We start from the raw sequence: 18,315 nt of genomic DNA, 5'->3' as shown, positions 1-18,315 counted from the left end.
CAAGTGGTCAGTAGTCCCACCAGGCCGGTACCCAGCGAAAGCCGTCGCCTGCGACCGCCACCCGGCCGACGGATGGGAACGGCATGTGCGTGGCCACCAGCCATGTGCCGGTTTCCGCCAGCTCCCGGAAGAGCCCGAGCCGGACGCGAGTCGCTTCCTCAGGGTCGTGTTCGAAGCCGTTGTGCCAGTCGGGGTGGTCGAACGAGACCGGGAATATGGCGTCGCCGGCAAACATCAGCCGGTCGCCGCCGGACGCCAGACGCACCACGCTGTGCCCGGGAGTGTGGCCGCCGGTGCGATGGACGACGACTCCGGGCGCAACCGCATACTCCTCCTCGAACGGCTGCAACTGTCTATGGTATTCTTCCAGGAATTGCTTGGATGCCCGTTCAGCCAAGTCCGCGAGCGCCGGTGGCATGGCCGTGCGGGAGAAGTCGGGCGACGCCCAGAACTTGACCTCGGCGGCAGCCACGTGAATCCGCAAGTCCGGGCGCAGTCGCTCCTTCACACGCTCAACGAGCAGTCCGCCAACATGATCAAAGTGCATGTGGGTCAACACCACGTCAGTCACCGACCCCAGATCGATGCCGGCGGCTTCGAGCCGCTGGCCCCATTGGCCTGCCCGCGGAAAGTCGGGGTATTCCATCCCGAGCCCACTATCGATGAGTATGGTCTGGCCCCCACTGCGCACCACGACCTCGTTCAGCGCCCAATCGAACGAGTCCCGCGACAGGAACATGTCGTCCAGCCAGGCCGACCGCATGGCCGGATCGGCGTTGGTAGCCATAGATTCGGATGGCGGCGTTAGCACCCCATCGCTGATCACCAGCACGTCAATCTCACCGACCCGCAGCGCGTAGCGCGACGGAACCAACTCGTCGGGCGCCGCTCTGCCGGAATGCGAGGTGTTGTCGAGGGCCTTGATTGTCTTCTGCCTGATGTTGCGGATCATCTCATTCATTTTGAAATTCCTCTGCTCGATGTTTGCGTCGCTCTGCGGTGCTCATCCCGGATGGGCCGTGCTTCCCGCGTGGAAAGCGCGATCAATGCTGTGAAGTGCTCGGAGATCGGTGACTCCGGGTCGGCTCTGATCCGACCCGCGGTCAGTAGTCCCAGATGGCCGGCACCCAACGAAGGCGTCGCCGTCGACCGCCACATGGCCGACCGATGGGAACGGCAGGTATGGTCTGGCTGCCGCTACGCACCACGACCACGTTCAGCGCCCAATCGAACGCATCCGGCGGCAGGAACACGTCGTCCAGCCAGGCCGCCCGGATGGACGGGTCGACTTGTGGGCCAGCATCGCGGTTGGGAGCGGAAGCACGCCATCGCTGATCACCAGCACGTCAATGTCGCCGATCTGCAGGGCGTAGCGCGACGGAACCAACTCGTTGGGACTCTGTGCGCCGGAGTTCGAGGTGTGTGAAGCGTAATCCAGGCTCATGTATTTCTCCTGTTTCATGGGGAGGCTCTTTGGTCTTGGTTGAGAAGGCCGCGCAGCCAGTGCGGAGCGCGGTCCGTATCGCGCGACGGATCTAGAGAAAGCCAGCCACGTCGGTGACACGCTCCGGATCTGCCGACGCCAGCGCGGCGGCACGCTGGGCCTGGGGCGGATAGATCCAGACGGTGTTGATCTCCTGCTTGGTCTTCTTGGCGACGCCGCCAACCATCGCCACCTTGCGCTCCCAGCCGGTCGTGAACAGCGCGCCGGCTTCGCCGAGGTCCAGACAGGTGACGTAACCCTTCTGGTGGTAGGGTTTGGTCGGAACGCCCAGAAGCTCGGCGGCGGCGTTGTTGCCGGCGAAAGCGCCCATCCGCGTGGCATGCTGGCACGACATCAGCGCGTAATTGCCGACGTCGTCGCAGGCGGCGCGCGCGGCGTCTCCGGTGGCGAAGACGCCGGAGACGCCTGGCACGTGCAAATCGCGGTCGACAAGCAGCCGGCCGAAATTGTCGCGTTCGGCGGGGATCTGTGCCGTCAACGGGGCGGCACGAATCCCCGCGGCCCAGATCACGGTCTCGGCTTCGATGCGCTCGCCGCTCGACAAGGTGACGCCGGACTCGTCGAGCGAGGCGACGCCGGCACCGACGCGTGTCTCCACGCCGACTTTGCGCAGTGCCTCTTCGATGACGGGACGGGGGCCTTCGCCCATATCGGGAGCGATGGCCGGATTGCGCTCGACGATGACGACACGGGGCTTGGCATCCTTGCCGAGGATAGCGCGAAGCCGCGCCGGCATCTCAGTGGCCGCCTCGATGCCGGTGAACCCGCCGCCGGCGACGACGACCGTGTCGCGTCCGTTAACGGCCGGCCGGTCGGCAAGACCGTGCAGATGCTTGTCGAGGGCAATTGCATCATCGAGCGAGTCGACACTGAAGCCGTGCTCGGCAAGGCCCGGAATGTTGGGACGGAACAGGCGGCTTCCGGTGGCAACGACCAGGCGATCGTAGGAAAGCGTCCTCCGCGCACCCTTGGCCGTCGTGATCCGCACAATGCGCGAGCTGGTGTCGACCGTCTCGGCGCTGCCCTGCACATAGGCAACGTCGATGGCCTTCAGCACATCGAGCAACGGTGCGGTGAGGGTCTCTGGTTTCGGCTCGTAGAGCCGTGGCCGGACCACCAGCGTCGGCTCCGGCGCAACCAGCGCGATCTCGAGCTCCTCGGGTGAAACGCCCTGGATGTCGCGCAGGCGGGCGGCAGAAAGGGCGGCGTACATGCCGGCAAAGCCGGCGCCGATAATGACTAGTCGCATCTGATTTCTCCTTGGTTGACTTCCAGACAGGCGCATGCTGCCGCCGCACGTGGTGACGACGTTCTCGCGACAACGGCGCGAAGAGGTGAAACGAGGCCGCCGCTAAGGAGCGGGGCAGGCCGACATCAGCGGCGAAGGCAGGGGGCCGTCGCATGCCGCGCTGCATGCTTGAGAGCCCAGCGCCCGGCTGCGGAAGGCAGTCGATTGAACGGGCCGTGGCCAGTCCCTGTAGAAGGTGCGGCCGCCGTCATTGATCATGATGGAAGTGATGGGGTAGGCGCCTCGGGGGGCGGGCGGAGCCACTTCCGTCTCTTCGCCCGCGGCAGAGGTGAAGCGGACGGCCAGTGAAAGCCCGTACACGAGCGCGGTGGTTACGACTTTCCTGCGCGGTCTGATTGCAAGGGGGACGAAGGCTTTCCAGCTCATCGTTTGTCTCCGTCGATTGTTGGCTGAGCACGGTAACGTTCTAGCGAACGAAAACTGCGGCTGCCCCAGAGCGATTGCCGTAGCTGTAGAGCGATTGCGGCTAGCGCATGCGCCGGCGCCAATCGCTCGGTGTTTCACCCGTCAGCTTTCTAAACGCTGCGGCAAAAGCCGTCTGCGAGGAGTAGCCAAGCGCGGCCGCGATCGACACGATCGAATCGTCGGTGTCGCGCAGCATCTTCATGGCCTGCTCGAGTTGGTGCTGGCGGAGCCAGGCATGCGGCGAAAGCCCCGTACTTTCCTTGAACGCACGGCAGAAATGGAAGCGTGACAAGCCAGCATCGGAAGCGAGCGCCGCGAGCGAGACATCCGCATCGGCATCTGAACGCAGGCGCTCGATGGCACGGCCGAGCACTTTCGGCGACAACCCGCCCATCACCGGCTGGATGGTGGTTGGCGAGCCGGTATGCGCAGCCAGCAAACGCGTGGCCAGGAGGTCCGTCAGCTGCTGTCTGAACAGCGCATCCAGCGCCTCATTGCCATCCAGGACATCCGAGGCGCTCAGGAGCAATCGCGATGTGATGGGGTCGGGATGCGCCGTTCGCTCCAGGAGATTGGTCGATGTGGCGGTGCCAGCTTCATCGGCAACCCGCTTGAGGGTTGTGTGAGGAAGATAGAGCTGAACGACATCGACCGGTTTCGGAATATCCCATCGCGAGCTTGATCCTTCCGGAATGATGATCAAAACCCCGGGACGAAACGTTCCAATGGCGACCGATCTTCCCGACCGCCGCTCCATGCGCTGAACCGAGCCGTTGTAGGCCATGATGACGTGGTGGGTCATGGGCTCGACGACGTCGTGCAATGGGTCATGCTGCCAGTGAGCGATCCCGGCGCCGGACGCGTCCAGAGCCATGCGGAGTGGTTGGGTGTGAAGCACGCGTGCCATCTCCGCCTCGGCAGCACGGGACTCGATTGGCGAAGGCTCCGCGTCCGACGCGGTGTGGGAATTCGCTTGCGAAGAATTGCGCAGGATTGGCTTGCTCATGGCGATTGCTCGCTTGGAGGGGGCTGTTCGCTCGCGCCGCCGACATGACTTGCGGTGCTGACGCGAAGCTGTTGCTTCCCGTCTCGCCGTACTGATGCCGCCAAGCGTCGAGAGCTTCCGGCGCGCGTTCTAGGCGCGGAGAACTACGGGGTCTTTCCCAAAGCGGCGGTGCTTTGCCTGATCTTGCTGCAAGCGCACATCAAGGGTTAGTGACCAAAGCCGCGCAATGATTGAGCAAGGGTCGCCTCTGCCGTCGAATGAGGCAAGAAGCTGCTACCAATGCGTGCATTTGTGTTACAAACTGACAGCAACGTTGCCCTTCCAAAGCAAGCGCCTACGCGTGTCGTGTCACAAAGCCCGATGCATTGCGGACTCGGGCCAAACGCCGTAGACGACCGCGCCGTGAAAGCAGATAATAAGCATGCATTTCGCTGGCGGCGCGACGACCGTCCTTCCAATTTCAGAGTGAGATAACGCATATGGCGCAGGCGGGTGCCTTTGGCGCGAGGCTCGGGCAATTCCTGCACCTGAAGGATGCGCCGCCGTCGCTGGTCACGCGGTCACTGCGCGGCGTCGAGCTTGCGGTCACTGAAACACGGGATGACAACCCGCTACCCGGCCTTTCCGGCTCGCTGGCAGCGGAGGATGCCTTTTTGGTCAGCCTGAAACTTCACGATTATCCGGACTGCGAGCTGTGGGAGCGCGGCAAGTGTCTCATGAAGAGGGATGTCAAAGCGGGCGCAACCTATCTATACGATCTCAAGCGCGATCCGCGCTATGTGATCGACAAGCCGTTTCATTCCCTGTTTTTCCATCTTCCGCGCTCAGCGCTCGACGGCATCGCTGAACAGTCCGGCGCGCCGCGCATCGGTGATCTCGCGTGTGAGCTCGGCGTCGGCCACGACGACACGGTCGTCAATCATATCGGTGGCGCGTTCCTGCAGGGATTGCGGCGGCCGTCCGAGGCCAACCAGCTTTTCATCGATCACATGATGCTCGCGCTCACTGCGCACGTTGCCCAGACCTATGGCGGACTGCGGCGCAATACCGAGCTAGCCCGTGGCGGCCTTGCGCCGTGGCAGGTCAAGCGCGCGTGTGAAAGGCTGGAGGCTGACCTCGGCGGGACACTTTCGTTGCAACAGATCGCGGCAGAGTTCGATCTCTCGGTCAGCCACTTCTCGCGCGCCTTTCGCATCTCCACCGGTCTGCCGCCGCACCAGTGGCTGCTCCGCCAGCGTGTGAAAACTGCCAAGCAGCTTATGACGGTGCGCGGCCTGCCGCTGTCCGAGATTGCGGTGTCGGCAGGGTTCGCGAATCAGAGCCACTTTACGCGGGTATTTACTTCCGTGATCGGCGTCAGCCCGGGAGTGTGGCGTCGCGAAAGGCTCGGCGCACCGCCAAACGAGACGTGATCGGAACCGCGCAGCCCCATCCGCTCAGCGACGCCTTGCCTGTGAGATAGCGTAGGCGGCGCGGCGGGCCGCAAACATCTCGTCAGGCGGATAACTGATGCCTTCGGCCAGAGTTGCGGGATTGAAGAACGTATCGTTTGCTGCGACGCCGGTGATCACGATTGTTCCCAACCGCACCGCTTCGCGTCCGTTCTCGTCGGGCCATCGCATGGTCACGTCCATGACGGGGTCACCGGGATGATCCAGCAGCGCCATCACGCTGAACCTGATATCGCGAGCTGCGATCCGGGATTCGAGATCATCGTGCAGCAGCTCGGCAGACTTTATCCTGAGCTTGACCTCCGTCGTCTGTTCGCCAACCGGCGTGACCTTGAACTTGATGAACCTTGTCTCGCCCTTTGAATTCGTCGCGGGAAATGCGTGCACGCCCCAATAGGTTGTGCAGGCCAAGCTTGCGGGCGGCGGATGCGCGGCGATGTAGCTCGCCTGATGCAGCGTCTCGGGATTGGCGGCTGAAAATGCCTCGATCTTTGCCAGGTCCGGCTGGCCGTCGGGACCGGGAATGCGCGCCCGGATGAAAGCCAACATCTGCTCAAGCGTTCTCGCGAAATGAACCGGGGCGCTCTGCGTCAATATTTCCGATCGCTGGCCATCGCTGCCGAGGCGGAAGCTGAAGCCGCGCAGCAACGTGTCGTTGGTGCGGAGGCTTCCTTCCACCGAGAAGCGCGCCAGCACGCGCGATGGCTTGGTGAAGCTGCAGGATTTCGTGATCTCCTTGGCCCGATCTGACGGGGCATAGGTGCCGCGAACGCATCGCCCCCTAGCAAAGCTGGCACGCGCTTTTGGCGGAAGACCAGCCATCGCCTTCATGGCCGTGACGATGGCTGTGGGGCTGGCAGGGCCGCGCGGGAACTTGGGCAGGATGAGACCTCGGGTTCGAAACGTTGCGGCACGTTTCTGGCGCAGGGCACCCCGAGCGTCTTTCCCGAATCCCCCATACCTTGTCCGATTATGCGACAAAGCTTGCCGATGGCGGCTTCACCGATAGGTCGCCGACCCCCTGCGGATGATGGCCACCGTCGATTCGGCGGTTTTGGTAATTTTATCACTCGCCTGAAAAGAATGTCCGTAAGCTATTGAGAATGCGAGCATCTTACTGATGCCGCATTTCGGCAACATTGTGATATGAATGCATCAGTCCGCGAATAGGCGGCCTGTCCTTTCAGCTCACCGATTTCCGGAATGACCACCGAAGCGACGACCTCGGCACCATCATTAAACACGTCGCTTGCCGAATCCGGAGGAGGAATCCTGCGGAAGTGGGTGGCGCCGTTTGCGGTCGCGATCGCGCTGCTGTCGGCATTTCTGACCTTCATGGTGCTGGCCGGCCTGACGCCGATCGAGCCGACCCGTCACGTTGTCTATTCGTTCCTGCTGATCAATGCGGCGACTGTGCTGCTGCTGGTCGTTATCATCATCCGCGAAGTCTGGCTGGTGATCCAGGCGCGGCGGCGCGGCCGGGCGGCGGCACGGCTGCACGTCCAGATCGTCGGCCTGTTCTCCGTCATCGCCGTGCTTCCAGCGGTCGTGGTTGCCGTTGTCGCCAATGTCACCCTTGATCGCGGCCTCGACCGGCTGTTTTCCGGACCGACGCGCGCCGCGATCGAGAATTCGCTGAACATTGCCCGGGCCTACGTCAATGAGCATGCCTATCTGATCAACAGCGACATCCTGGGGATGGCCAACGAGCTCTCGAATGCGCGGCCGCTTTACGACCAGGACCGGCAGTCATTTTTGGAGTTGCTGACCAACAACGCGGCGTCACGCAATCTGCCGGGCGCGATGCTGATCGACAAGGATCGCAACGTTCTGGTGACGGCCCAAACCGGCATCAAGCAGCAATTTGCGACGCCGCCCCAGGAGTTCCTCAACGACGTCAGCGAAACCAAGCCGGAGATCGGGGTATTCCCGGAGGAAAACTATGTCGCAGCGGTCATTCGCCTGCGCGGCTTTACCGACACGTTCCTTTATGTTGCCCGGCTGCTCGAGCCGCGGGTGGTCAGCCAGCTGAAGCAGACACAGGCCAGCGTTGCCGAATATGCCCAGATCGAAGCTCGCCGGCTTGGCATCCAGGTTACCTTCGCGCTGATGTTTGCGGTGATCGCGCTGACGATCCTCATGGCGTCGGTGCTGATCGGATTGAATTTCGCCAACTGGCTGGTAGCGCCGATCCGCAACCTGATGAGCGCGGCCAACATCGTCTCGACCGGCGATCTGCATGTCCAGGTGCCGGTCCACAAATCCGAGGGCGACCTCGCGCAGCTCGGTGAGACTTTCAACAAGATGACGGCCGAACTGCGCAGCCAGCGCGACGAGCTGGTCAGCGCCTCCGACCTGATCGACAGCCGCCGCCGCTTCATCGAGGCGGTACTGTCCTCGGCCAGCGCCGGCATCATCGGCGTCGATGCGTCGGGCAGCGTCGGCATTCTGAACCGCTCAGCCGAGAAGCTGATCGGCCACGCCGAATCCGAGACGCTCGACCATCCGCTGTCAGACGTGCTGCCCGAGCTCGACGACATGATGAAGACCGCGCGCGAGGGCACGCAGCGTCTGGTGCAGGGCCAGATCACGATCATGCGCGACGGCCATGAGCGAAACCTGTCGGTTCGCGTCAGCGCCGAGCAGACCAGCGGCTCGCGCGACAGCTACATCATCACGCTCGACGACATCACCGAGCTGGTCTCCGCGCAGCGAACCTCGGCGTGGGGCGACGTGGCGCGCCGCATCGCCCATGAAATCAAGAACCCGCTGACGCCGATCCAGCTCTCAGCCGAGCGAATCCGCCGCAAATTCGGCAAGGTCATCACCGAAGACAAGAACATCTTCGAACAATGTACCGAAACCATCGTGCGACAGGTCGACGACATCAGGCGGATGGTCGATGAATTCTCCCGCTTCGCGCGGATGCCAAAGCCGGTCATGGAAGGCGAGGACGTCGCCGATACTGTGCGGCAGGCGGTGTTCCTCATGAAGGTCGGACATCCCGATCTCGATATCGAGGCGGATATCAAGCAGGACCCGATGCGCGCGCAGTTCGACCGCCGGCTGATCTCTCAGGCGCTGACCAACATCATCAAGAACGCGACCGAGGCGATCGAGCAGGTGCCGCCTGAGGAACTCGGCAAGGGGCGCATCGACGTCGTTGCCGCGCGCGAAAACGACGACATCGTGATCGACGTCGTCGACAATGGCATCGGGTTGCCCAAGGTGAGCCGGGCGCGGCTGCTGGAGCCCTATGTGACGACGCGCGCGAAGGGCACTGGGCTCGGGCTTGCGATCGTCGGCCGCGTATTGGAAGACCATGGCGGCCGCATCGAACTCAAGGACGCCTCCGATTTCCGCCCCGGACAGCGCGGCGCCTGGATGCGGCTTCGCTTTGCCGTCTCCGGTCACGCGAAGCAGCCGTCCGCGGAAGCAAGTCGGCAGGGCAGTGAAACAAAAGGGTCGTCGAGCGAAACCAATGCGGCGGCATCAGCGACCAATGATCAAGCAAAAACCGAAGCCGCGACAGGCAACTGACAAGACAGGTGTAACCCATGGCCAGTGACATTCTGATTGTCGATGATGAAGCCGATATTCGCGACCTCGTTGCGGGCATCCTGGAGGACGAAGGCTTCAATACCCGCACCGCCCGCGACAGCGATTCGGCGCTGGCGGAGATTTCCAGCCGCCGGCCGCACCTGGTGTTTCTCGATATCTGGCTGCAAGGCTCCAAGCTCGACGGGCTGCAATTGCTCGAGCAGGTCAAGAAGGAGCATGCCGACGTCCCCGTCGTGATGATCTCCGGGCACGGCAACATCGAGACCGCAGTCGCTGCGATCAAGCGCGGCGCCTACGACTTCATCGAAAAGCCGTTCAAGTCCGACCGGCTGATCCTGGTGGCGACGCGGGCGCTGGAGAACTCGCGGCTCAAGCGCGAAGTGAAGGAGCTCAAGCAACTGGCGCCCACCGCGAGCGTTCTCACCGGACGCTCCGCCTGCATGAACCAGTTGCGCCAAACCATCGACCGCGCAGCGAAAGCCAACAGCCGCATCCTGATCGTCGGCCCGTCCGGCTCGGGCAAGGAGCTGGTGGCGCGCACGCTGCACAATGCATCGAGCCGTGCGGAAGGACCGTTCGTCGTCATCAATGCCGCGGCGATCACGCCGGAGCGGATGGAAGTCGAATTGTTCGGCATCGAGCAGACCAATGGCGAGCACCCGCGCAAGCCGGGGGCGCTGGAAGAGGCCCATGGCGGCACGCTGTTCATCGACGAGATTGCCGACATGCCGCGCGAGACCCAGAACAAGATCCTGCGCGTCCTGGTCGACCAGACCTTCCAGCGTTCGGGCGGCACCGCCAAGATCCATGTCGATGTCCGCATCATCTCCTCGACGGCGCGCAACTTGGAGGAAGAGATCGCCGAAGGGCGCTTCCGCGAGGATCTCTACCATCGGCTGTCGGTGGTGCCGATCCGCGTGCCGCCGCTGTCGGAGCGCCGCGAGGACATTCCCGAACTGATCGACTATTTCATGGACCAGATATCGGCGGCGACCGGCCTGCCGAAGCGGCAGATCGGCCAGGACGCGATGGCGGTGCTGCAATCGCACGTCTGGCCCGGCAACGTCCGCCAGCTCCGCAACAATGTCGAACGGGTCATGATTCTGGCCGGTGGCGGCCCGGAGGCGATCATCACCGCCGACATGCTGCCGCAGGATGTCGGCTCCATGGTACCGGCGATGCCGACCAGCAACAATGGCGAGCACATCATGGGACTGCCGCTGCGCGAGGCGCGGGAAGTGTTCGAACGTGACTACCTGATCGCGCAGATCAGCCGGTTTTCCGGCAACATCTCGCGTACGGCCGAATTCGTCGGCATGGAGCGTTCGGCGCTGCATCGCAAGTTGAAGGCGCTTGGAGTGGGTTGAGGCCCTCAGTGAATCGCTTGTTCTTGAGGTGCCCTCAATCCGCGACTCAAATCGCGTCATTTGCACCGATCCATGCACTTGCTTTGGAATATTTATCTCTTTCCGCAGTTTTAGGGAGAATGGCCACTGGGTTCCGGGCAGGCGGGGCCCGAACCGGCTTGCCTTAAAACCGCGCGTACCTTCTAATCAAACCGCCGAGCCGACCGGAGGGGGATCTCAGGGGAAGCCGGCGAGTCGGGGCAGGCTCCGTGAGAGAGCAACAACCGGCTTAACAACAAGAAACACGAGACGGCGGGACAAAAACAATGGCGGCAGACCGCGCACAAAACCTACAAGACACCTTCCTGAATCACGTTCGAAAAACAAAAACGCCACTGACGATCTTCCTGGTCAACGGAGTAAAGCTGCAAGGAATTGTTACCTGGTTCGACAACTTCTGCTTGCTGCTTCGGCGCGACGGTCATTCGCAGCTCGTCTACAAGCATGCGATTTCGACCATCATGCCGGGAGCTCCGATCCAGTTGTTCGAAGGCGGCGAGGACGCTCCGGCTTGAGAGTGAACTGATTGGAACCCCTCGACCGTAAAGGGAGCGCCGACCGTCCGCGGTCGGCAGAGGGTCAACAAAGCGGGCGGGTGATCGTCATCGGCCCTTATTTGCGAATGCGCCGCGGCGATGCCGATGCGCAGGCGAACGATTCCGTGCGCGATTTCGAAGCCCGGCTCGATGAGGCGGCAGGCCTGGCCAGGGCCATCGACCTCACGATCGCCGATGCCGTGATCGCACCGGTCGGGCAGATCCGGCCGGCGACCTATCTCGGCAAGGGCAAGGTCGAGGAGATCACCGGCCTGATCGCCGGCCACGACATCGAGCTGGTGGTGATGGACTGCGCACTGTCGCCGATCCAGCAGCGCAATCTCGAGAAGGCCTGGAGCACCAAGGTGCTCGACCGCACCGGTCTGATCCTGGAAATCTTCGGCCGCCGCGCCAAGACCAAGGAAGGCGCGCTGCAGGTCGAGCTGGCGCATCTGAATTATCAGCGCAGCCGCCTGGTGCGGTCCTGGACCCATCTGGAGCGCCAGCGCGGTGGCTTCGGCTTCATGGGCGGCCCCGGTGAGACCCAGATCGAAGCCGACCGCCGCCTGATCGGCGACCGCATCACGCGGCTGGAAAACGAACTGAAGAAGGTGCAGGCGACGCGGCGGCTGCATCGCGCCGGCCGGCAGCGTGTGCCGTACCGCGTGGTGGCGCTAGTCGGCTACACCAATGCTGGCAAGTCGACGCTGTTCAACCGCCTGACGCGCGCCGACGTGCAGGCGGTGGACATGCTGTTTGCGACGCTGGATCCGACCTTGCGCGCGCTGAGCTTGCCGCATGGCGGCAAGGCGATGCTGTCGGATACCGTCGGCTTCATTTCCAACCTGCCGACACAGCTTGTCGCCGCGTTCCGCGCCACGCTGGAAGAGGTGCTGGAGGCCGACATCATTCTTCACGTTCGCGACATCTCGCATGAGGACGCCGAGGCGCAGGAGCGTGACGTCGATGCCGTGCTGCGCCAGCTCGGAATCGATCCTGACGCCGGCGGACGCATCCTCGAAGTCTGGAACAAGATCGACCGCTTCGATTCCGACGAGCGCGAGAACCTGCGCAATATCGCGTCCCGCCGTCCGCCGGAGCGGCCGTGTTTCCTGGTCTCCGCCGCGACCGGGGAGGGGATCAACGAGCTACTCTCTGCGATCGAAGAGCGGCTGGCCGCCACGCGCACCACGCTTGATCTGTCAATCGATGCCGCCGACGGTGCCGGGATCAGCTGGCTTCATCGTAACGCCGAAGTGTTAGCCAAGGAGCTTCACGACGGCCGCTTCGATATGACGGTGCGCGTCGACGAGACCAAGCGCGACATCGTGGTCAATCGTTTCGCGGCCGTGCCGCGCGTGGCGTAAACTCGAAGATTCAACGCGCGCCCTTCGCCTCGTTCCACAGCGCGTCCATCTCTTCCAGCGTTGCATCTTCCAGCGAGCGTCCCTTTGCTGCGAGCGCACGCTCGATATAGGCAAAGCGGCGTTCGAATTTGGCGTTGGTGCCGCGCAATGCGGCGTCGGGATCGGCGCCGACATGGCGGGCCAGATTGACCAGCGCGAACAAGAGGTCGCCGGTTTCTTCCACCAGTTCCTTCTTGTCGTTGCGATCGAGCGCGGCCTCGATCTCGTCGGCCTCCTCGCGGATCTTGCTCAGCACCGCGCGGGGATTGTTCCAATCGAAGCCGACCGTCGACGCCTTGCGCTGCAATTCCATGGCCCGTGTGAGCGCCGGCAGCCCTGCCTTGACGCTTGAAAGCAGCGACTGGTGCAAAGTTTCTTCCGGCGGCCGGCGGGCGGCGCGCTCGGCTTTTTCCTCGGCCTTGATACGCTCCCAGGCGCTCTTGACGCCGGCAGGCGCGATAGTGCCGTCCTTGTCGGCGAACACATGCGGATGGCGGCGGATCAGCTTGCGCGTGATCGCTTCGACCACGTCGCCGAAGACAAAGGCGTTCTGCTCTTCCGCCATGCGGGCGTGATAGACGACCTGCAGCAGCAGATCGCCGAGCTCCTCGCGCAGGTCGTCGAGGTCGCCCCGCGTGATGGCATCGGCGACCTCATAGGCCTCCTCGATGGTGTAGGGCGCAATCGTCGCAAAGTCCTGCTCGAGGTCCCATGGGCAACCGGTCACGGGCGTGCGCAGCGCCGCCATGATTTCGATGAGCCGTGAAATGTCGCGGGATGGGGTCATGGGACGTCCGTCGTCGAAGAAGGTCGCCCGCTTTATGCCGCAAGCGGGACGCCGATCCCAGCGGAACGCACTAAAATCAAGGCAATTTCCACGGATTGGCCTCAAGGCCCGGGAATGCTATTGGGCCCTTTATGACCGACCCATCCTCCTCCGAAACCGCGCTGGTGCTGTTCTCCGGTGGGCAGGATTCCACCACCTGCCTGGCCTGGGCACTGCAGCGCTTTGCCAGTGTCGAAATGCTTGGCTTCGCTTACGGCCAGCGTCATGCAATCGAACTCGACTGCCGCGAACGCCTGCTGTCCGGCATCACATCGCTGCGGCCGGATTGGGCGGCAAAAATCGGCGAGAGCCATACGCTGGAGATTCCGACGCTGGCCGAAATTTCCGACACCGCGCTGACGCGCGATGTCGAGATCAGGATGGGCGCGGACGGCCTGCCCAACACGTTCGTCCCCGGCCGCAACCTGGTGTTCCTAACCTTCGCGGCGGCGCTGGCCTATCGGCGCGGCATCCGCCACATCGTCGGCGGCATGTGCGAGACGGACTATTCCGGCTATCCGGATTGCCGCGACGAGACGATCAAGGCACTGCAGTCCGCGCTCAACCTCGGCATGGCGAAGAACTTTGAACTGCATACGCCGCTGATGTGGCTCGACAAGGCAGCCACCTGGCAGCTGGCGCATGACCTCGGCGGGGCAGGGCTGGTCGATCTGATCCGCGAGCACTCCCACACCTGCTATCTTGGCGAGCGCGGCGCACAGCACGACTGGGGCTATGGCTGCGGCGAATGCCCGGCCTGCGCGTTGCGAGCCAAGGGCTGGCGCGAATATGCGGGAAAGTGAGGACGTAGACAATTTTATCGGCTAGTCGCCGGGTTTCTGCTGTTCCAGGCCGGGTTGTGAACCAAATCGATAGGGTTTGAACTAAGTGGTTAAGACGGGGAAAATACGGGTTTCGTATAGATTGGCGGAAAGTCGATCGACGCGAATGTGACAAGGATGATGATAGATCGGCCCGCCCGCGACCAGCTTTCCCGAAACATCAGGCTTCTCGTTTCAGGAAAGATCAGCAGCGACCAGTTCGAGGATAGCATCCCCGAGACCAGCGACGCCGCGATCATGGCGTTCGCCGGTATGACTTGGCTGCTCTACAGCGACACCTGCGGGCATCGGCTGGTCGGACGTTACGCGGAGTCGCGCACGCGCCGGGAAGTGCTGCGCTGGGTCCTGTTCCTCGACAGCGACTTTCAGTATAGCTGGCCAAAGATGTACCTGCCCGGGCTCCAGCCATTGCGGCGGGTTCGGCCGGCGCTATTGCGGTGGCTGAGCTGGCCCAATGCAATATCTCCTGAACATGCCGCCGAGTTTCTCACGGCCGGAGATCGCCTCGCATGGCCGTTCATTTCCCGGTCGGAATTCAAGCACGCCTTGAGGGATCCCAGGCGGCTGGCCGGAAACACAAATCGACGACCATCGGAGGCCGGTGCATCGTCGTGACGACTGCGCTATTCCCCAAAATCCTTCGCCGTCAGCTCGATCGGCGCGCCGTGCGGCGTGCGGTCGGCAGCGTGATCCCAGGCATCGCGGTAGCGATGCAGTAGATCCGACGTCGCAACGCCCTTTGCGGCGACCAGCGTTTCCAGCGTCGCCAGCCAATGCTGATAATAGGTCTCGCCCGTATCAGGGTCGCCGGCGGCCTGCGCGCGCTTGATCTGCGCGCCCAGCGTCTCCGCCCATTCCTTCCAGGTGAACACGCCGGCCTCATGCAGCGCCAGTGCCATCGCGAAAGCGCGCGCTTCCCACGGCTCGCGAAACACTGGGCCGTCCTGGTCGCGGGGCACGCCGGGGACGGCGACCGCCGCCCGCATCGCCTGTTGTGGGGTAAGGTTAGTCACACGCGCTCCAGATAGGATTCCCAGGCGTCGACCGAAACGCTGAGCGTCGGGTCGGTGTCTTTGCCCCACAATTCAGGCCCGTCGAACCGCACGGTGTAGAGCCATTGCGGGTCTTCGCCCTTGCCGAGCGAGTTGGTGTCGGGAAAGACGTGGCAGCCGTGATTGTGCTCGATGGTGCCGAGATGGCCGCGCACATATTGTGGCAGCCGCGTATGCGTTACGGGGTGGATATCCTTCATCCGCACGGTCTCACCGACCGCAAATAGTGCAGGGGCGTTCGGTTCCCGCTCGGTCGGGCCGCCGCGCCGGATCGCCGGCGTAACTTCCTCCGGCGCGATCGGCTTGATGCCAGGCTTGGGAGGGGAGAGCACCTTGCCGGCCTCGATCTCCTTGCGCGTGACCAGCCCGCGCTCGATCATCAACGTTTCGAGCCCGGCCAACCAGATCTGGAAATAGCTCTTGCTGAGGTAATCCTCAGGCGGGCGGTTCTCGCGGGCAAACCGCGACATGTCGATGTTCCAGCCGCCCGGGCGTGCCATTGCAACCGTCAGCGCGAAGGCACGGCGCTCCCAATCGCCATGAAACACCGGTTCGTTCGGCTCGGGTACGACCGGGCCAAAGCCCTTGGCGCCGCCCATGTCATGCGCGCCGTCCATCAGGCGACCTCGCCAGGCTGTTTTGGCAGGCCGGTGCCGATCATGCTGTCGCGGGTGACGAGCTCGGCGAGCTGCTCTTCGCTCCAGCCCTCGGTCCCCTCGGGTCGCATCGGCAGCACGAGGTAGCGGATTTCGGCGGTGGAATCCCAGACCCGAATTTTCGTCGCGTCCGGCAGTGTTACGCCAAAGTCCTTCAGCACGCCGCGCGGATCGGAGACCGCACGGGAGCGATAGGGGGCGGATTTGTACCAGACCGGCGGCAGCCCCAGCACGGGATGCGGGTAGCAGGAGCACAGCGTGCACACCACCATGTTGTGCTGCTCGGGGGTATTCTCCACGACCACCATATGCTCGCCCTGGCGGCCGGAATAGTCGAGCTCGGCGATCGCGGCGGTCGCGTCCTTCATCAGCCGCGCGTGATAGGCCGGATCGCTCCATGCCTTGGCCACGACGCGGATGCCGTTCCGGGGGCCGATTTTCTTCTCATAGAGATCGATCAGCAGGTCGAGCGCGGCGGGATCGACATAGCCCTTCTCGGTCAGGATCGACTCCAGCGCGCGCACGCGCAGCTCGGTCTCCGACAATTCGGAATGGTCGTGGTCGTGATGGTGGCCGTGGTGATCGTGTTCATGGTCGCTCATGGGGGTGAGGATAGGCGTAGAATCCGGGCTATGTCGAGGCGGGGACTCTGCTAGCATTTGCATATGGGGATCAAGGCAGGGCATATCGCGGCATTGGTTGCGGCGGGCATTTTGGCCTGGTTTCCGGCGAGAGAGGCGTGGGCCGCGAATGGCGCCTACGCCGTCGACGCGGCCGACATCGGCGAAGCCGGTTCGTGCAAGATCGAGAGCTGGCTATCGGCGGCGTCCAATACCGATTTTTCGGCGGTCGCCAATCCGTCCTGCGTGGTCAACCCGTTCAAGCCGGTTGAGCTGAGCATGCTTACCAATCGCGCGCGCAGCGAGGGCGAATGGAGCATGACGTTCCAACCCAAGGCGAAGATGAACATCGCGCCGACCGGCGTCGGCAGGCTCGGCTATTCCTTTTACGCCGGCGGCTCATTCGATGCGCTCACCGGCGACAATCTCACCGCCTTTGCCGTGGTGCCGGCGACGTTCCGCCTCAGCGAAAACACGCGCCTCAATTTCAACGGCGGCTGGCTGTGGGATCGCAGCATCGACCGTCATTACCTGCTTTACGGGATCGGGTTCGATTGGAAGTTCACGGACACCCTGCAATGGACCATCGAGGCGTTCGGGCAGGCGGGCCGATCCGATACGCCAAGCGTGGTGCAACCCCGGTTCCAGACCGGCATGCGCTACCGCCCCAACGAGATTTTTTCGGTCGATCTGATCTACGGCCGCAACATCGCGGGCGAGAACGCAAACTGGATCACGCTCGGCACCACGATCCGTTTTCCGGTGCCCGGCGGCAAGCCCGATCACCACCGCACGGGCCACCTTTAGCCGGCGTGCTGCACCCCAATCAACGCCTGGTGCGTTAAGATTTCCGGACATAACGGGCAGGGAGGCACTGCGTTGACCGAACATGTGAAGATCGAAAAAGGCCTGGGGCCGGATGGCCGTGTCGCCGTTGTGCGCTTCGATCGCGGCGACGGCATCAACGCACTATCGCCGGACGCAATGCGCCAGCTCACGGACGCCGCGCGCAGCTTTGAGGACGATAGCGCAACCTCGGTCGTCGTGCTGACCGGCGGCGCCAAATCGTTCAGCGCCGGTTTCGACCTGAAAGACCCGGAAGGCCGTTCCCGCGCGTCCATGGATCTCGGCGCGCTGCGCCGCCACCTCAAGCTCGGACCGCGGCTGACGCGGGCCTGGCAGGATATGGAGCAGGTCACCATCGGCGCCATCGAGGGCTTTTGCGTCGGAGGCGGCGTGGCACTGGCGGTCGCGCTCGACTTCCGTGTCATGGCCCGCGATGCCCATATGCGCGTGCCCGAGATCGGGCTCGGCATGAACATGAGCTGGCAGAGCGTACCGCGTATGCTGCATCTCATGGGACCCGCGCGCACCAAGCAGGCGGTGATCCTGGCTGATCAACGCATCTCGGCCACGGAAGCCTATGAATGGCGTCTGGTGGAAGAGGTGGCCGATCCCGGCAAGGCATTTGACGCCGCGATGGCGCTCGCAGGCAAGGTCGCGGCCCAGCCGCCGCTGTCGGTCGCCATGACCAAGCTGACGGTCAACCGCCTCGCGCACGCGCTCGACGACCTCGCCAGCCATATGGACCTCGACCAGTTCGCGCTGGCGAGCATGACCGAGGATCACAAGGAAGGCGTGGCGGCGTTCCTGGAGCGCCGCAAGCCACGGTTCCGGGGAAGGTAGCTCAAGGTCAGGAGTTCAGGCACGGTCTGCCAAGCACCGCGGGCAAACA

General features: G+C 63.4%; 17 protein-coding genes and 1 pseudogene. 9 read left to right on the top strand and 9 right to left on the bottom strand.

The features are described 5' to 3' along the window. Positions 1-7: 7 nt before the first annotated feature. The 4 genes and pseudogenes from RX331_RS19385 to RX331_RS19370 all read right to left on the bottom strand — a co-directional run bounded on the left by RX331_RS19385 (position 8) and on the right by RX331_RS19370 (position 4,224). The gene (locus RX331_RS19385; protein ID WP_317251525.1) at positions 8-961 is read right to left on the bottom strand and encodes an MBL fold metallo-hydrolase; all 954 of its coding nucleotides are present in this window, start codon (positions 959-961) and stop codon (positions 8-10) included. A gap of 220 nt (positions 962-1,181) precedes the next feature. After that, a pseudogene (locus tag RX331_RS19380) lies at positions 1,182-1,462 on the bottom strand (MBL fold metallo-hydrolase); the annotation flags it as partial. 73 nt (positions 1,463-1,535) lie between these two features. After that, a complete protein-coding gene (locus RX331_RS19375; protein WP_317251524.1) occupies positions 1,536-2,753 on the bottom strand; it encodes an NAD(P)/FAD-dependent oxidoreductase in 1,218 nt (405 codons plus the stop codon). 526 nt (positions 2,754-3,279) lie between these two features. Then, complete coding sequence (locus tag RX331_RS19370) at positions 3,280-4,224, bottom strand: AraC family transcriptional regulator (RefSeq protein WP_317251523.1); 945 nt, start codon at positions 4,222-4,224, stop codon at positions 3,280-3,282. 479 nt (positions 4,225-4,703) lie between these two features. On the opposite strand from RX331_RS19370, the gene RX331_RS19365 reads away from it, so the two are divergent. Beyond that, positions 4,704-5,636, top strand: coding sequence for an AraC family transcriptional regulator (locus tag RX331_RS19365; RefSeq protein ID WP_317251522.1), 933 nt, complete (start codon positions 4,704-4,706; stop codon positions 5,634-5,636). Between the two features lie 24 nt (positions 5,637-5,660). Here the strand turns inward: RX331_RS19365 and RX331_RS19360 are convergent, their stop codons facing one another. After that, complete coding sequence (locus tag RX331_RS19360; protein WP_317251521.1) at positions 5,661-6,497, bottom strand: catalase; 837 nt, start codon at positions 6,495-6,497, stop codon at positions 5,661-5,663. A gap of 381 nt (positions 6,498-6,878) precedes the next feature. Here RX331_RS19360 and RX331_RS19355 point away from each other — a divergent pair, with 381 nt between their 5' ends. From RX331_RS19355 to hflX, 4 genes are all read left to right on the top strand, one after another. After that, positions 6,879-9,215 (top strand): PAS domain-containing sensor histidine kinase, encoded by a 2,337-nt coding sequence (locus RX331_RS19355; RefSeq protein ID WP_317251520.1) that lies wholly within the window; start codon positions 6,879-6,881, stop codon positions 9,213-9,215. Positions 9,216-9,232: 17 nt separating this feature from the next. Continuing rightward, complete coding sequence (locus RX331_RS19350) at positions 9,233-10,603, top strand: sigma-54-dependent transcriptional regulator (protein WP_283027730.1); 1,371 nt, start codon at positions 9,233-9,235, stop codon at positions 10,601-10,603. 305 nt (positions 10,604-10,908) lie between these two features. After that, positions 10,909-11,157, top strand: a complete 249-nt coding sequence (hfq, locus tag RX331_RS19345; protein WP_006020546.1) for an RNA chaperone Hfq — start codon at positions 10,909-10,911, stop codon at positions 11,155-11,157. An 11-nt stretch (positions 11,158-11,168) separates the two neighbouring features. Further along, positions 11,169-12,545 carry a GTPase HflX gene (gene hflX / locus RX331_RS19340; RefSeq protein ID WP_317251519.1) on the top strand — a complete coding sequence of 459 codons (1,377 nt, stop codon included), beginning with the start codon at positions 11,169-11,171 and terminating at the stop codon, positions 12,543-12,545. Positions 12,546-12,555: 10 nt separating this feature from the next. On the opposite strand, the gene mazG is transcribed toward hflX, so the two are convergent. After that, positions 12,556-13,371: a nucleoside triphosphate pyrophosphohydrolase gene (gene mazG / locus RX331_RS19335; protein WP_317251518.1), complete on the bottom strand. Its 816-nt coding sequence runs from the start codon at positions 13,369-13,371 to the stop codon at positions 12,556-12,558. A 131-nt stretch (positions 13,372-13,502) separates the two neighbouring features. Here mazG and queC point away from each other — a divergent pair, with 131 nt between their 5' ends. Both queC and RX331_RS19325 read left to right on the top strand, forming a co-directional pair. Next, positions 13,503-14,213 (top strand): 7-cyano-7-deazaguanine synthase QueC, encoded by a 711-nt coding sequence (queC, locus tag RX331_RS19330; RefSeq protein WP_317251517.1) that lies wholly within the window; start codon positions 13,503-13,505, stop codon positions 14,211-14,213. A gap of 159 nt (positions 14,214-14,372) precedes the next feature. Then, positions 14,373-14,867, top strand: coding sequence for a hypothetical protein (locus tag RX331_RS19325; protein WP_317251516.1), 495 nt, complete (start codon positions 14,373-14,375; stop codon positions 14,865-14,867). Positions 14,868-14,875: 8 nt separating this feature from the next. Here RX331_RS19325 and RX331_RS19320 read toward each other — a convergent pair whose 3' ends face one another. The 3 genes from RX331_RS19320 to nthA are packed head-to-tail and all read right to left on the bottom strand — an operon-like array spanning position 14,876 to position 16,562. Further along, positions 14,876-15,238, bottom strand: coding sequence for a nitrile hydratase accessory protein (locus RX331_RS19320; RefSeq protein WP_317258183.1), 363 nt, complete (start codon positions 15,236-15,238; stop codon positions 14,876-14,878). Positions 15,239-15,261: 23 nt separating this feature from the next. Continuing rightward, positions 15,262-15,921 (bottom strand): nitrile hydratase subunit beta, encoded by a 660-nt coding sequence (gene nthB / locus RX331_RS19315; protein WP_317251515.1) that lies wholly within the window; start codon positions 15,919-15,921, stop codon positions 15,262-15,264. Then, a complete protein-coding gene (gene nthA / locus RX331_RS19310) occupies positions 15,921-16,562 on the bottom strand; it encodes a nitrile hydratase subunit alpha (RefSeq protein ID WP_317251514.1) in 642 nt (213 codons plus the stop codon). Before nthA ends, nthB begins: the two co-directional genes overlap by 1 nt. A gap of 63 nt (positions 16,563-16,625) precedes the next feature. On the opposite strand from nthA, the gene RX331_RS19305 reads away from it, so the two are divergent. Together RX331_RS19305 and RX331_RS19300 are read left to right on the top strand one after the other, a co-directional pair. Further along, a complete protein-coding gene (locus RX331_RS19305; RefSeq protein WP_317251513.1) occupies positions 16,626-17,387 on the top strand; it encodes a hypothetical protein in 762 nt (253 codons plus the stop codon). Positions 17,388-17,459: 72 nt separating this feature from the next. Then, positions 17,460-18,266, top strand: a complete 807-nt coding sequence (locus RX331_RS19300) for an enoyl-CoA hydratase/isomerase family protein (RefSeq protein WP_317251512.1) — start codon at positions 17,460-17,462, stop codon at positions 18,264-18,266. Positions 18,267-18,315 lie beyond the last annotated feature (49 nt).

The sequence above is a fragment of the Bradyrhizobium sp. BWA-3-5 genome (assembly GCF_032917985.1).
Lineage (GTDB): Bacteria > Pseudomonadota > Alphaproteobacteria > Rhizobiales > Xanthobacteraceae > Bradyrhizobium.
The sequence above is the reverse complement of the archived record's forward strand: the minus strand, read 5'-3'. Positions and strand labels throughout refer to the sequence as shown.